The organism is Methanosarcina acetivorans C2A, from assembly GCF_000007345.1.
GTDB classification, from domain to species: Archaea; Halobacteriota; Methanosarcinia; order Methanosarcinales; family Methanosarcinaceae; genus Methanosarcina; species Methanosarcina acetivorans.
Genome location: NC_003552.1, coordinates 1 through 15279, shown reverse-complemented (window position 1 = coordinate 15279; position 15279 = coordinate 1). Strand labels below are relative to the sequence as shown.

The following is a 15279-nucleotide window of genomic DNA, read 5'->3' as shown; positions in this document are numbered from 1 at the left end:
TTTCCGGACCTAATTACTTTCAGGAAAATATTTTCCAAATAAGCTTGAAGTAAGCTTAAATTATGCTTGAATAAACTTAAAGTAAGTTTGAAGTAAACGTTAAGATCCATTCTTTAGAAGCTATTTTTAAGGGGTTGCTTTTCGGATCAAGAAAGTTATTTTTCAGATTCGGAGAAACAAAGTGAGAGTGGAAACATGACCAGACAAAAAACCAATTATCTAGTAGACCTTGCCCTGACAACACTGTTTTTTGGGGTAGCAGGCACGGGGCTTTTCATGTATTTTTTCATACCTTCGGGAGTTCAAAGGGGTAGATACATTGTGTACATGGGACTAACAAAAGCTACCTGGGTCTGGATACACAGCAGAATTGGAATCTTGATGATAATTCTGGTAGTCATCCACTTTATCCTCCATTGGAAGTGGATTGTATGCACTACAAAGAATTTCTTCAGGAAAGAACGGTGTGAACTCGAAAAAGTGGATTCATAAAAAGGGGAACCGGAAAAGAAAAACCAACAGAAAAAGTATGGAAAAAATCGACTACGAAGAGGTAGAAAAAAGCTCTGGAAAGCAAAGATGTCATCCCGCTACCAGAGAAATATTTCGAACAATTATTCAAAGAACCACTTATTACCCTATCAGAGTTATTCAAAGAACCACTTATTACCCTATCAGAGTTATTCAAAGAACCACTTGGTACTCTATCAGAGTCCAAGAGCACTGAACCCTGATTGAAGAAGATCCTGCGGGTCAAAGCCTGTAACCTGCATCATTACATATGCCCCGAGGAAGGTACCCATCACACTTCCGATATTGGCAAAACTTGCTACCAGAAGGACGCGCATGAACCTGTTTTTGAACATTCCTTTGAAAGTATCTATCCCTGCAAGGGCTTTAATATCGTCTGTAGTAGGATTTCGCTGTTTTGCTTCTACCAGACCTGCAAACCAGCCTGCGGCCATCATGGGGTTCAGTGAAGTTAACCAGGCAACTGAAAAGGCAGTAAGGACAGAGTAGGGATGTCCTCCCGCCAGCAGGGCGCCGGCTGCGCTCAGAACCCCGTTAATGATGAACCACCATATGAAAGCTATTAAAAGGAGTTTTAGGGGAGTACCTGATGCTATAAGCAGTAAAAAAACCAGAATGGCAAGCCCAACAATTCCAAAACCAACAATTTTGCCGATTCCAATACGCTTCTTCGGAAGTTCCATAAGACTGCTGAGTGGAGGAATACTCTTTGGGTTTTTCAGATAGTTAATTACTCCTGGCTTATGTCCTGCTCCGATTACTGCAACAATAGTTTTATTTCCACCTGCAGCCACCCTGAGGATGCTTCCTGCAAGGTATGCGTCCCGCTCATCTATGAGAGTCTCAGCCGCAGTTGGGGCAAATTCTCTAAGCTCGCTGACAAGGGCTGTGACTACATCCTGCTGAGTGATCTGATCGATATCGATCTCGGATCCTCCAATTCCTATCAGTCCGCCTATGAGAGAACCGAGCATCTTTATTTTCTCCGTGAATTTCATGCGACCCCAGAAACGCTGGAGTGTCACCTGAATATCCCTGTCGATTAAAGCCACTCTGGCTCCTGATGCTTCTGCCTCCGCAATTGCGGAAAGCATCTCAGCACCGGGTTTTACACCCATGTCATCCCCGATCTTTTTCTGCACATAGGCAAGCAGCCAGTGGACCAGGTAATAGTACACCTTTCCTTCACTGAGAATTTCCTTTATTGGAAGCTGATTCGTCTCCGGGATATTTCCTTTCAGAGAATCGTAACGTGCCCGGCAAAGCTCGACGGCTACGATATCTGGTTTAAGGTTCCGAATAGCATTCCTGACTTCAGCCACGCTCTTTTCCGAAACATGAGCCGTACCTATGAGCACAACCTTTGAAGGCTGGAACGGAACAGCAGGATTGCTTCCATCCAGAGCCGGAGGCCGAATAGAAGAGGGAACAAAAAGTTCCGAAGCTGAATCAGGAAGAGGTTCCGCTATAAGCTCGGAACTTATATCGAGCTTCACTTCAGAATCTCCGGCTTCTGCTACAGAAGACGGTATAGAAACCCCAGTATCCTCTGGTTTGTTGATTGAAGAATCAAAAAGCTTAGACTTTCCAACAGAAACACTGTCTTCCGCGGATTCGGTTGTAAGTTTGTCCATAGAGTATATTGACCCCTTAGATGAACTATGAAAATTGTATTCAGGATCCTTGCCCTGAGAATCTGTAATTTTAGACCTATCCATTATCAGTCTCTCTATTGCGGCAGATTAGAAATACGCTTACCGCTGCCAATTCGAAGATATTAAGTGAACGGTTTAGTACACAGGTAATTTAATGAATGGTTTTATTAACCTATACACATTAAATAAGTTACATATGTTATATAACTGATCCGTAAAATGGCTGATCTGTAAACTGTCCGTTTATATATAACCAAACTGCTTCGTAGCCAATCTTACACAAGCAACTACTTCGTAGTCAGTCTTTAAATAGCCGATTAATACAAACCTGAATTTTAAATAAGTTATATCATACAACGAAATAACTAAACTATAACTCTAAATATCAAACTATACTTCAAAGATATAAAACTATATCTTGTAGGCTAAACTATACTTCAAAGATATAAAACTATATCTTGTAGGCTAAACTATACTTCAAAGATATTAAATTACACGTTCCAAACTAAAGTTCTAAACCACGTTCTAAACCACGTTCTAAACTACAAATTTAAAATCCCAGATGCATAGTTCCAAAAAGGAATTTTTGGAGCAGCATTCTGGAAGTGTCATTTTGGAAACATTATTCTTATCTAAAGCATTATTCTGATCTGAGCCTAAGGGTTCGGACCAGGTCTGTTCTGGAAAGTACTCCTACAAGTTCCCCATTATCAATGACCAGAACTCTTCCTATGTTCCTGGCTGTAACCAGTTTGAGAGCATCACTTGCCTGAGCACCCGAAGTAACGGATATGATATCTCGTGTCATGATATCTGAGACACGAGTTACAGGGCGGTCAAGGGTGGAAACGCGCTGGATATCGGTAAAAGTCACTATCCCTTTCAAGCTGCCTCCGTCTACTACAGGGTAACCCATATGCTTTTTCTCAAACATAAATTGAACAAGTTCATCAATATTCATGGAAGAGGGCACTGTAACTACATTTTTTGTCATTATATCTTTTACAAGAACATTTTCCAGAGTTACGGATGCCTGGGTGGAGCGTTCCTCTTCAGATGCACCAACATAAATGAAGAGAGCAATCAAAGGGAACCAGAGGTTTCCTACAAGAATTCCGAAAATCGCCAGCAGAATGGCAAAAAACTTCCCTACGGCAGCTGCACTCTGTGTAGCTTTGATATAAGACATTCTTCTGGCATAGAAGGCACGGAGTACTCTGCCTCCATCCATGGGGAATGCGGGCAGCAGGTTGAAAATTCCAAGAATTATATTCATGGCCCCGAGAATCCAGATTGTCAGAAAAACGGGATTTGCAGAAAGTGCAGAGTTTGGCGCAATTATATATCCATATATTAGCAGACAAACGCCACCTATAAGCAGGCTTGTTAGAGGTCCTGCGGAAGCCATCTTTGCTTCCTGTCCGGGATCCCTTGGCATCTCTTCCATTGAAGAAACTCCTCCGAAAAGGAAGAGCGTGATGCTCTCAATATTGACACCGTAGCGCATTGCCAGATAGGAGTGTGCAAGCTCATGCACAAGGATTGAGGCAAAAAGCAGGATTGCAGTCAGGGTTGAAAGCGCGTATTTTATCGCAGGTGGCTCAACTCCCTGAAAGCCATAAGGGTATGGATTGATTGCAAAGACATATGCAAAAATGGGAAGTATCAAAAGAAAAGTGATGTGCAGTCTGATAGGTATGCCCATTACGCTTCCGATTTTCAATGCAGATTTCATAAAATAAAGTACCCCCTTTATTTATATAATACAAACACTTGATGAGATATATATGAAATACTTGGTGAACTATACGTGAAATACTATACGTGAAATACTTGATAGACCGTAATTAGACTGTAATTTGAAATATATGTAAAACAAGGCCGATAAGCCATGTGACGTAAGGATATTCATATCTGAAACAGGCTGGCAGACTGCATAAACAAGTGACAAGTTTCTAAACTTGAGTTGAAAGCTGATAAACCTGAGCCCAAGATCGTTAAACCTAAGTTGAAGTCTATTTAAACCTGAGTTGAAAGTCGCTAAACCTAAGTTTCAAAATATTTGTTTGATTTCTTAATTTTACTTATTATTTCTATTACTTTTATTCCGCTTATTCCTCTTATTACTTTTAGCCCGCTAAACCTGTTTGAGAGACAGAAACCATCATGTACCCAAAAGCATGCATTATATTAATTTAAATAGTATAATTATTTTTGCATGCCTTAAATAAGCAAAGAGCCACAAATTGACTCATAAACTAAATCATCATCTGAATTATTTCCCACAACAAAAAAGCTAAAAACGGGAAAAAGAAAAGGGAAAAAAGTGGTTACCTTAAATTTCTACGGTCACTTCTTTAAGATCCTGTACAAATATTTCGATATCTTCGAGAGTATTATGCGGCATCAAGACCAGCCTAAGGGCTCTTGGGGTACGGGTAATTGAGACATTCCAGCCGAATCTTTCAAGCATCTGTTCTCTGACAAAGTCAGGATTAGGGACTTTCAGAGCAACTACATTCATGACGGGTTCAAGCAGGGGTTCGAAACCAATTTTTCGAGCTTCTATGACCAGTTTTTCGGTAAGCTGCATGCAGTACTGCACATTCTTTCTGTAGCCTTCATTACCAAGATATTTCATGACAGCGCAGGTAGCGGCAGCTGAAGCTCCGCTTCTTGTGCCGGTAAGTGTAAACTGGGCCTTTGTGGTAAGGTATGGGGTGTTTACCTTAAGGGAGTCGAGGAAGGAAGCAGACCTGAAAAGCAGAGCTCCTGAAGGAATTGTGGAAAGACCCATCTTGTGGGGATCTACGGCAATCGAAGTAACGCCTGGCAATTTGAAATCAAAAGGTTGGGGTTTTTCGAGGAAAGGAATTACGAAACCTCCGAAAGCCGCATCGATATGCAGAAAAAGCTCGTTTTCAAGAGCTATTTCCGAGAGTTTGTCAATGGGATCTATCTGGCCAAACTCGGTATTCCCTGCTATCCCTATAAGTCCTATAGTGTTTGCATCAATAAGACTTTCAATGGAGGCCATGTCAACCCTGAACTCCGAATCAAGCGAAGCCCTTCTGACCTCTATCCCCATCATGTCTGCAACCTTATCGAAAGAAAAATGCGCCGACTCTGGAATTACAATGTTTGGAGCTCCTTTCAATTCTTTTTTTCCTGTGGTTACAAGGTTTTTCATTCCTCTTACAGCCTGAATATTGGATTCGGTACCTCCTGTAGTAAGGTAGCCGCAAGCCGAACTCTCACAGGAGCCTCCGAAAGGAACGTCAATTGAAGGAGCGTGGAGAAGCTCCCCGAGCATCCCGACAACCTCCTGTTCAAGCCTGCTAGCTCCAGCAAAAAGCCCGAGATCGCCCAGGTTGGCCTCGATAAAGAGCCTGTTAGCTTCAACTGCGATCTTATGAGGGTGAGTACACATTGAACTTAAAACCCGATAATAATCCGTATCTTCTGACTTTGCATTTTCCAAATAGGAAAATATCTCTTTTTCAGAAAGACCCTGCTCATTCATACAGGTAAAGTAAAACCAGTTTTATTTAAAATACTTATGGAATAAACCTAGAAAAATTAATCTCCTCAACTTCCTAAAAGCCAAAAAACAGGAAGAAATGAACTAAGTGTCAAGGGCGGTTAAGAATCTTCCAATTACGGCGGTTTAAAAACTTCCAATTCTCAATCCTTGTGAAAAGTTCGAGGATTGTAGATAATGCTGAAAACGGAGGAATGGCTATTGATACGAGATTTGTATTCACAAGGCTTCAGCATCAGTGAGATCTCTAGAAGAACAGGTTATGCTAGGGAAACTGTGAGGAAATATCTTAAAAAGAAAACTGCCCCAGAACCTCAGAAACGTCCGCCAAAACCGAGTAAACTTGATCCTTTCAAACCTTACATACAAGAAAAACTCAAAGAAGGTCCTTATACTGCTGTTCGCCTTTATAGGGAAATCAAAGAAATGGGTTTTGATGGAGGAAAAACCATAGTCAAGGACTTCGTAAGAGAAGTCCGACCTAAACAGGGAGTCCCTGCTGTACTCCGCTATGAAACAAAACCAGGTGTACAGGCTCAGGTTGACTGGGCAGAGATGGGAACAGTTGAGGTTGATGGAAAGGTAAAGAAACTCTTTTGCTTCAACATGATTCTTGGATATTCCAGAATGAGATATGTTGAATTTACACTGAGCATAGACACTCCCACTCTTATTCAGTGTCATCTGAACGCTTTTGAGTACTTTGGAGGATTTACACAGGAGATCCTCTATGATAACATGAAACAGGTTGTTATCAAAAGAGCCTTAAAATCATCAGATTCCGAATGGAACCCACAGTTTGAGGAGTTCTTCAAATGCTTTGGTTTTATTCCACGGTTATGCAGGCCTTACAGGCCTCAGACAAAAGGGAAAATTGAAAATACAGTCGGTTTCGTCAAGAGGGATTTCTTCCTTGGAAGAAGGTTTACCTCTCTCGAAGACCTGAACGCCCAAGTTCACAGGTGGTTGGAAAGGGTAAATTCAACTGTCCACGGAACAACCTATCAAATCCCTCTTGAACGCTTTAAGGAGGAGAAACTGAGCCCTCTGGATCAGGTTCCTCCTTACAAAGTTGTCCATAAGGAGACCAGAAAGGTCTCCAGAGACTGTTATATTTCGTTCCTTGGAAATAAGTATTCTGTTCCTTACAGGTTTGCAGGGAGAACTGCAGAGCTTCAGATCCTTGAAGGAATATTCGAGGTCTATGTTGATTATGAGAAAGTCTGTGAACATGAAATCCTTCCTGGAAACTGCAGAGTTTCAAGGAAAAAGGAACATTTCCAGGGTCTCCTGAGTGAGATTCTTAAAGAGAACTCAAAATGCAAAAAAGATTCACAGATCCCGTTGAAGTTCTCAGATCCCGAAGTTGAAAAAAGGTCTCTTGATGTCTATGAAATATTTAGTGAAGGTGGTTTTGAATGAACAACTTCACCTATGAGAGACTTCACAATAACCTGCAATACCTGAAACTTAATTCTATCGAAGAGCTTCTGGATAACTACCTTGAAATTGCTGCAAGGGACAACAAGACAACAATGGAAGTCCTTGATTACTTGTTTGAACAGGAAAAGAAACACAGAGAAGCTGTTGCAATTGAGAGAAGGATGAAAAGTGCAGTTTTTCCCGTTAAAAAGACTCTTGAGGAATTCGATTTTGAATTTCAGAAATCCATTGATAAAAAAGCAATCGAAGACCTTGCAACCTTGAGATTTGTTCATAATTCAGAGAATGTCGTTTTCCTTGGTCCTCCCGGAGTTGGAAAGTCTCATCTTGCAATCGCTCTTGGGATTGAAGTAGCAAAAGCAGGGATTTCGGTTTACTTTACCAATACAGGAAACCTTATCGAGAAGTTGAAAATAGCAAATCGAGAAGGAATGCTTGAAAAGAAACTAAGGGACTTGATGAAATATAAAGTGCTGATAATTGACGAAATAGGGTATCTCCCATTTGACGAAGAAGGAGCTCACTGCCTATTTCAGCTGATCTCAAGACGGTATGAAAAGAGTTCAACGATCTTGACATCAAATAAATCATATGGAGAATGGGGAGAGATATTCAAGGACCATGTAATAGCGGCTGCTGTACTTGATAGGATTCTCCACCATTCAACTACGATTAACATCAAAGGGGAAAGTTACAGGCTGAAAGAAAGGAAGAAACAGGGAATAAAAACAGGAAATATATGCCAGTAATTTCTAAAAGTTTATGAAAAATTGAGTAAAATTTATATTAAAAGGTTGGCAAATTCTAAACCGCCCAAAATGGAAAAAAGTTAACCGCCCTTGACACTTAAGAAACGAGGAAAAAGAACTAAGGTAAGGATTGAAAAAGAATAATTAAGGAGATTAAGGGATTAAGGAGATTAAGGGAGAAAAAAGGAAAAGTAAAGAAAAGACAATAAGAAAAAACAATGCTGGAAGAAATAACGAGATTATGGGAAAATTGAAGTAACTATATGTTTAAAGAGATTATTAAGTAAATGGATGTTTAGTGCCTATCCGAAAAGTCGGTAATGCGATCGAAAAATTACAGCAGGTCTATAATAGCAGGGCTTCCTCTTCGGTTTTGCATATTGCTAATGGTAAGTTACAGTAAGTCACAACACTTTTCGGATAGGCTCTTAGTTAGGCTTTTGACTGATTTTATGAATTAATTTTAGTTTGATGTTTAAATCGGTTTATGGATTAGTTTTTAGATTGAGTTTTAGATTAAGTTTTTACATTGGGTTTTTACATTGGTTCATGGATTAGTTATAGATTAAGTAGATTAGTTATAGATTAGTAGATTGGCTCTGTAGATTTTTTTATTGATTAATTTTTTGATTGGTTTTAGATTGATTTTTAGGATTAACTTAAAATTATTGACAATTTAGTGAAGATAAGTTACATTAAAAATTGTTTTCAAGAGATTTGTGAGAGAGACCCCTTTATTTCTAATGGAAACATAAATCTGGGTTTGAATAAAAGGATTTTTTTGAGTTATTTAATAAAGCTAGTTTAAAAAAGTTAAATTTATTTTTAACGAATTTTAAATTGAATTGTGTATTTTCTTATTTGAAATATCCAAATTCAATAACAAAATATATATACATTTAATGTTATAACAAAACAACATTATTTTGTTCCCATAACAAAATAAAACTATTTTTTATTTTGTTCTGCAAAGCCCAAAAAACTCTTCATTGGAAATCATAGGGTCTGGGGGTTATATAAACGTTCCATTGGAAACAGAGGGGTCTAACCAATTTTACATAATGTCCAATCCAAGATTATTCCCACAAGTAGAAACCCCCAGAAAAATTCCATCTTGAAATTTAAGGTTGAAATGAGTGAAGCTGTTTGAAATGAGTAAAGCTTAAACTTGAGATTTTGAAGAAATTTAACTTTTTCAGTTCTAATGCTAAACTCCTGTTTTCAAATGTTCATTATAAAATGTTCATTCTAATAACTGGACTTCTAATAACTGGACTTTTCATTTTAATTTTGAACTTCTTTTTGTACTTTATTTCTCCATTTCTTTGTTTTATTCTCTTATACTTTTTTTATAGTCTCAATCTTTCAGGAAATTACGACCATACTGATGCCATACTTACTGGAGAATGATAATAACAGTAAATCTTGAAAGTAGAATTAAATCTTGCAATTTTAAAACCTAAAATGGATTTTCTCGAAATTCCAATATTTAAACCTGCTTTCGGCAGGTAACTTGTTTTTTTCGTAATATTTTTACTGATAGCGTTTTTGCTAGAAAACACATTATTCCTGATACTAGACATTATTGCAAAAACGACTCATTGTTTATATATGCCGTGAGATTTGGGTCATATGTTAACCAGTTTTGAACCCAACATATATTACATAATGTTTGAAAAACGCCATCATTAAAAATACTTAAAATCTAATGTCGACCTGCCGACTATAGGTTTAAACTAGCTTTTCTGGAAATCTCAAAACCTAAAAATGGCTTTTTAAAAATTGTTTTTTTTTCCGTACATCAGTCCAGTTTCTCAGGATGAAAAATCAGACTATATGATAAGAGAATACAAAAATCAAAGGAATAAAAAGAAGGGAATTTTTCATTTGAAAAGAGTCAATGCCAGTTAAGCTGGCGAGCACTCTCAGGCACTGTTATATATTCTTGCATTTTGTGGATCAAGAAGCGTTTTCCCGGATGACGGGGAAACGTTTCTCATATTATGTTTTCTCAGCTTTTACGAAGATCAGTTTTCAGTGGTATTGTGTCTTCTTTGTGGGTTGACATTCCATGAAGAGCTATGTGGTTTACGCGGTCGAATTCTTTGAGGATTTCTTCTGCAGGGCCTTCTTTATCCAGAATGCTGATGGTGTAGAGTGTTATGCATGAAAGGATAAAGCCGGGTACAATTTCATACATGTCAAAAATTCCACCTGAGAGCTGCTTCCAGATGATAACCACGAGTCCACCGACAATCATTCCGCCGAGTGCACCATTCCTGGTCGTTTTTCTCCAGAAAAGAGAGAAGAGGATAACAGGTCCGAAGGCAGCTCCAAATCCTGCCCAGGCATATGAGACCAGTCCCATGACCGAGTTATTCGGATCTCTTGCTATTACATAAGCAATTGCTGAAATTAGAATAACTGCAAACCTGCCCATCCAGACGAGCTCTTTTTCTCCTGCATTCTTTTTTAAAGTTATCCTGTAGATATCTTCAGTAAAGGCAGAAGCAGCTACAAGAAGCTGGGAATCAGCAGTACTCATAATAGCTGCAAGGATAGCCGCAAGGAAAATTCCTGCAATTATCGGAGTAAACGTGTTGTTTACCATTACCATGAAAATAGTTTCACTTCCCCCATCTCCCAGAAACTCAGGATAGAGGTAAGCTCTTCCGATGATCCCGATTGCTACGGCAAAAAACAGAGAGATAGTGACCCAGACCATTGCAATAATTCTTGCCTTTTTGATTTTTTCAGGGGATTCTATGGCCATAAAACGGACCAGAATGTGAGGCATACCAAAATATCCCAAGCCCCAGGCTAGGTTTGAGATTAGAGGAATTGAACCACCGGCAAGAGCGGTCCAGGGATTAAGTAGCTGAGGGTCGATACTCTCAATCAGGCTCACGGTCGACTCGTAACCTCCCATTCCCTTTAAAACTGCAAGGGGTACAAAAACAATGGCAAAGACCATCAGCATGCCCTGGAAAAAGTCGGTCCAGCAGACAGCCATAAAGCCCCCAAGAAACGTATAACTGATGATTACCAGTGCACCGATAAGAAGGGCTTGTTGATAGTGAATTCCAAAAACAGTATTAAAAAGTTTTCCACCTGCGACAAGGCCTGAGGAAGTATAAAGAAGGAAAAAGATCAGAATAAAAATGGATGAGATAATTCTTAAGGAATGGCTTTTGTCTCTGAACCTGTTTTCAAAGTACACAGGAATGGTAATGGAATCGCCTGCAATCTCAGTATACTGGCGCAATTTCTTTGCAACAAATTTCCAGTTCAGATAGGTCCCGGCAGTTAGCCCGATTGCTAACCAGATAGATTCCATCCCTGACAGGTAAGCGTATCCTGGTACTCCCAGTATCAGCCAGCCACTCATATCCGATGCCTGTGAACTAAGCGCAGTAACCCAGCTGTTTAGCTTTCTTCCTCCTAAAATATAATCTGAAAGATTCTCCGTTTTCTTATAATAGAGAATTCCGATACCGATCATAAAAAGCAGATATACTGTGAAAACAAGTATAATACTAAAATTATCAGATACCATTGTTTAACTCCTTTTTTTAGTAAAATTTCAGTTTTTTAGTAAAATTTCGGTTTTTTAGTAAAATTTTAGTTGTTGTCGATTTTTTTAGTTTCTTATGTTGGACAAGTATTCTGTATTAACAAATTTTGTGCAGTTAAAGTTGTTCTCGCCAAGAGCACATTCGCTAAGCAAGATTACTTCTGTCGACACTACTTTTGTCTGCAAAGTTGCCAGTTACAGCATTCAGTTGGCAGCTATGTTCAGAGACGTGTATTTCAGAGAGGTATATTAATTTTAAAATTTTATAATATGTTATTTATATTGTGGAACATAATTATTTGGAGCAGTTCCATACTTTCTTGTTACCCAGACATTAAAAACAGTTCGTTTTACTTCAGTACTTTTAACAAATATATTAAGAACATTATCATTTTCGCTCCTTTCTTCAAAAAGTCCCTTCAAAAATGATGAGTATAGAGTATAAAATGATTAAAATGGTGAGTATTAAAATTGTAGTCATGCGTCTTCGGTTAAGTGAGGAATCATGATAAATTGCCTCCATTTTCGTAACAGTTCTCAAAAACTGTATCCCATTGAGAGTTGGAACTGGGTATCGATTTCATGTAAAAAGGACAAAATTTAAGGCGACTTTTGGTGCAAAATCGATATCCTTCAGGCAAGAAAATTCCTTAACCGATGACCAATGAAATTGTAGTAGATATTACGGGATGATGGATGGTAGTACTGTAGACGGTAATGGTAGATAAGTAAAATTGCAGCAGATAGTACGAAGGATAGTACGATAGTACTGTAGATAATATGGTAGACAAAGGTAGACAAATATAGATTAACAGTTCCGGAACCAAACTAACAGGTCTAAAAAAAATCTTTAGAAAAACAATAGGACTTTGAAAAATATGCAGTTAACATAAAATTTATAAGTTAATGTATACACAGAGCCAATTTTTTATGTATTTACACTCCACGAATATAGTTACTTTTGATGTCTATTCTTTATTTCCAGTCAAACTAGCTGTATTTTTTTAGTAATTGTATTGTTATCAATGATCTCTCTCACATCAAAACTGTTATTATTTTTAACACATCCACTTTCGTTTCAGTAAAGTCATTTCTTTGTTTATCTATATTATCTGATTATAAATATTTTTTGCAGTTTAATGGAAGTGAAGGGGTCTAAAATGCTCCTATTTTCTTCCATTAGAAAAAGGGGATTTAAGACTGATCTCAAAAGGTGCTGGAAATTCTAATGTTTTATTTTTTTAAAACTGATTTTGATGATCTCGATTTCTTCAAGGGATATTTAAGGTAAAATACTATTCCAGTGGAAACAAAGGGGTCCTCACCATAACTATTAATACCGTGTACTTCCATTGCATCTACTGCAAATATGCCCTGAAATCATGTGCTTATATACAATTATTATTGAAAATTTTAGCTAAAGAACATTCCGAATACAGATTTTATCAGAGCTTAAGAGATACCATAAAGTGCGCAACCAGCTCTTCAACTTGCCCCCAATCTGTTTGGAACAAAAATTTCAGGCATTATCTTTAAGAAACATGCATTTATCTATGTATCTTCCTTCGTGGAGCTCTCATAATAAGGTTTGACTTATCAAAATAATACGAAATAACAAACTAGGTTTCCAGAATTATCGAGAATCAAGAGTGAAAGACACTTTGAAAATTAACAATTACACCTTCCCATATATCTTTTCCATGTCTGGGTAATATTATACCTGAATATGTTCAGTCTCAAATATTCAATCTAAAATATTCAGTCTAAAATATTCAGTCTAAAATATTCAGTCTAAAATATTCAGTCTGCAATGTTCTGAATTTACGAAATACTAACTTCGAAATAATGAAAATGGTTTAAAATATCTTCAAAAAACTCTTTCAAAATCTGGATTTCGCATTTACAACTTTCTCGATTATCGTACAAATGGAAAATTAATAATATGATTTTTTTAGGCAGGGCTTTCAAGCAGTTAAACTTAATGTAATAATTTGGACTGTAAATCAGGGTTTAAAACTAAAAAAATTAAGGGCCAAAAAAGGAATTGCAAAACAAGGTTGAAAAGCGAAACTGGAAATTAAGGTTGAAAAACAAAACTAAAAATTAAGGTTGAAAAATTAAGATTAAAAAAAGAAAAACGCGTTCAAGCTTGTTAAATTTATTTGATTTGCTATTAACTTTGCACATGCTGTCTGTGTATTAGGCGTACATATTAATTGTCCATATAAATCCGCTCAATCCGTTATTTTATAACTTTTATACGAAGAGGGTCATTCATGATAAAAGCTCAATCATTAGACGGTTTATTCGAAAAATTACTTGACGGAAAGTCAATTTTCAAAAACAAAGAGGTTCTTCGTCCTTCTTATACACCGGACCTGTTATTACACAGGAATGAACAGATAAACAGTCTTGCAACTATCTTGGTTTCTGCCCTCAGGGGAGAGACCCCTTCTAATGTCCTGATTTATGGAAAAACAGGGACAGGAAAAACTGCAGTTACCAGATATGTAGGAAAGGAACTTGAAAGGGTAAGTGAAGACAAATCACTTTTTTGTTCTGTTGTTTATATTAATTGCGAGGTAATCGATACTCAGTACAGGCTTCTTGCAAATCTTGCCAGGCATTTCGAAGAAGAAGTCCCTATGACCGGGTGGCCCACGGATCAGGTTTTCATGAAATTCAAGGAAGCAATCGATGCAAGAGACCAGGTTATCATCATAATTCTCGACGAAATTGACAAGCTGATCAAGAAAGGCGATGATGTCCTATATAACCTGTCAAGGATCAATACAGACTTAAGGAAAGCTAAGGTCAGTATGATCGGGGTTTCTAACGACCTTAAATTCACGGAGTTTCTGGATCCCAGGGTCAAAAGTTCCCTGGGTGAAGAAGAACTGATCTTTCCACCCTATGATGCCGAGCAGATCAGCGATATCCTGAAGCAAAGGGCAAAAATGGCTTACAACGACGGAGTACTGGGTGAAATGGTAATTCCGCTCTGTGCAGCCTTTGCAGCCCAGGAACACGGTGATGCCCGCCGGGCCCTTGACCTCCTGCGCGTTTCGGGAGAAATTGCGGAGAGAGAAAACCAGCCCCAGGTCCTTGAAGAACACGTCAGGCGCGCACAGGAAAAGATCGAAATCGACCGTGTTGTGGAAGTTGTAAGGACTCTTCCCACCCAGTCCAAGCTCGTCCTCTACAGCATTATCCTGCTCAGGAGCCGGGGAAGAGAAGGCAAGAACGTCACAACCGGGGAGATGTATAATGTCTACCGCCAGCTCTGTCATCATATTGACGTGGATATACTTACCCAGCGCAGGGTCACCGACCTGATGTCAGAACTCGATATGCTGGGCATAGTGAATGCCGTGGTAGTTAGCAAGGGCCGTTACGGCAGGACAAAAGAAATTTCTTTAAGCGTGCCTGTGGAAAATACTCGTAAGGTACTTCTTGAAGATTACAGGCTTAAACCTCTTGTAGATTTCAAAACTGCCGTCTTCAACAAGATGTTCTCATAAAGTCCGGATATATTCCTGATCCGGCCTTTCTGGCTTTTCCTTCAATCTTTCAGACATAGCCCCAGCTTTTCAGGAAATAATATATACGATCCTGTGGTTTGACTAGGATCATATCATAATTCATAGTCAGGTATAGATCAACTCACATTATTGATCGACTCATTGTCAGATGTAGATCAATTCCCATACAAATATTGATCAATTCCCATACAAATATTGATCAATTCCCATGCAGGTATAGATCAATATATTCAGGTTTCATACT

At 38.3% G+C, this 15279-nt stretch carries 8 protein-coding genes; 4 read left to right on the top strand and 4 right to left on the bottom strand.

Translation table 11 applies throughout. The features are described 5' to 3' along the window. Nucleotides 1-195: 195 nt before the first annotated feature. Nucleotides 196-492, top strand: coding sequence for a DUF4405 domain-containing protein (locus MA_RS00040; RefSeq protein ID WP_011020068.1), 297 nt, complete (start codon nucleotides 196-198; stop codon nucleotides 490-492). A gap of 215 nt (nucleotides 493-707) precedes the next feature. Here MA_RS00040 and MA_RS00035 read toward each other — a convergent pair whose 3' ends face one another. The 3 genes from MA_RS00035 to mfnA form a co-directional block, all read right to left on the bottom strand. Next, on the bottom strand, nucleotides 708-2249 hold the full coding sequence (locus tag MA_RS00035) for a TraB/GumN family protein (protein ID WP_011020067.1): 1542 nt from the start codon (nucleotides 2247-2249) through the stop codon (nucleotides 708-710). A 577-nt stretch (nucleotides 2250-2826) separates the two neighbouring features. Beyond that, nucleotides 2827-3921: a CBS domain-containing protein gene (locus tag MA_RS00030; protein WP_011020066.1), complete on the bottom strand. Its 1095-nt coding sequence runs from the start codon at nucleotides 3919-3921 to the stop codon at nucleotides 2827-2829. A gap of 600 nt (nucleotides 3922-4521) precedes the next feature. After that, a complete protein-coding gene (gene mfnA / locus MA_RS00025; protein WP_011020065.1) occupies nucleotides 4522-5709 on the bottom strand; it encodes a tyrosine decarboxylase MfnA in 1188 nt (395 codons plus the stop codon). 195 nt (nucleotides 5710-5904) lie between these two features. Here mfnA and istA point away from each other — a divergent pair, with 195 nt between their 5' ends. Both istA and istB read left to right on the top strand, forming a co-directional pair. Next, nucleotides 5905-7149, top strand: a complete 1245-nt coding sequence (istA, locus tag MA_RS00020; protein ID WP_011020064.1) for an IS21-like element ISMac3 family transposase — start codon at nucleotides 5905-5907, stop codon at nucleotides 7147-7149. Then, the gene (istB, locus tag MA_RS00015; RefSeq protein WP_011020063.1) at nucleotides 7146-7919 is read left to right on the top strand and encodes an IS21-like element ISMac3 family helper ATPase IstB; all 774 of its coding nucleotides are present in this window, start codon (nucleotides 7146-7148) and stop codon (nucleotides 7917-7919) included. The genes istA and istB overlap by 4 nt, the downstream gene beginning before the upstream one ends. A gap of 2011 nt (nucleotides 7920-9930) precedes the next feature. On the opposite strand, the gene putP is transcribed toward istB, so the two are convergent. Next, the gene (putP, locus tag MA_RS00010) at nucleotides 9931-11475 is read right to left on the bottom strand and encodes a sodium/proline symporter PutP (RefSeq protein ID WP_011020062.1); all 1545 of its coding nucleotides are present in this window, start codon (nucleotides 11473-11475) and stop codon (nucleotides 9931-9933) included. Nucleotides 11476-13769: 2294 nt separating this feature from the next. On the opposite strand from putP, the gene MA_RS00005 reads away from it, so the two are divergent. After that, nucleotides 13770-15014, top strand: a complete 1245-nt coding sequence (locus MA_RS00005) for an ORC1-type DNA replication protein (protein ID WP_048064787.1) — start codon at nucleotides 13770-13772, stop codon at nucleotides 15012-15014. Nucleotides 15015-15279: the final 265 nt, after the last annotated feature.

What these genes read in the sequence shown, in the direction of transcription:
- MA_RS00040 (WP_011020068.1), top strand. Translation starts at nt 196, where the DNA reads ATGACCAGACAAAAAACCAATTATCTAGTAGACCTTGCCCTGACAACA.
- mfnA (WP_011020065.1), bottom strand. Translation starts at nt 5,709, where the DNA reads ATGAATGAGCAGGGTCTTTCTGAAAAAGAGATATTTTCCTATTTGGAA.
- MA_RS00030 (WP_011020066.1), bottom strand. Translation starts at nt 3,921, where the DNA reads ATGAAATCTGCATTGAAAATCGGAAGCGTAATGGGCATACCTATCAGA.
- MA_RS00035 (WP_011020067.1), bottom strand. Translation starts at nt 2,249, where the DNA reads ATGGATAGGTCTAAAATTACAGATTCTCAGGGCAAGGATCCTGAATAC.
- putP (WP_011020062.1), bottom strand. Translation starts at nt 11,475, where the DNA reads ATGGTATCTGATAATTTTAGTATTATACTTGTTTTCACAGTATATCTG.
- MA_RS00005 (WP_048064787.1), top strand. Translation starts at nt 13,770, where the DNA reads ATGATAAAAGCTCAATCATTAGACGGTTTATTCGAAAAATTACTTGAC.
- istB (WP_011020063.1), top strand. Translation starts at nt 7,146, where the DNA reads ATGAACAACTTCACCTATGAGAGACTTCACAATAACCTGCAATACCTG.
- istA (WP_011020064.1), top strand. Translation starts at nt 5,905, where the DNA reads ATGCTGAAAACGGAGGAATGGCTATTGATACGAGATTTGTATTCACAA.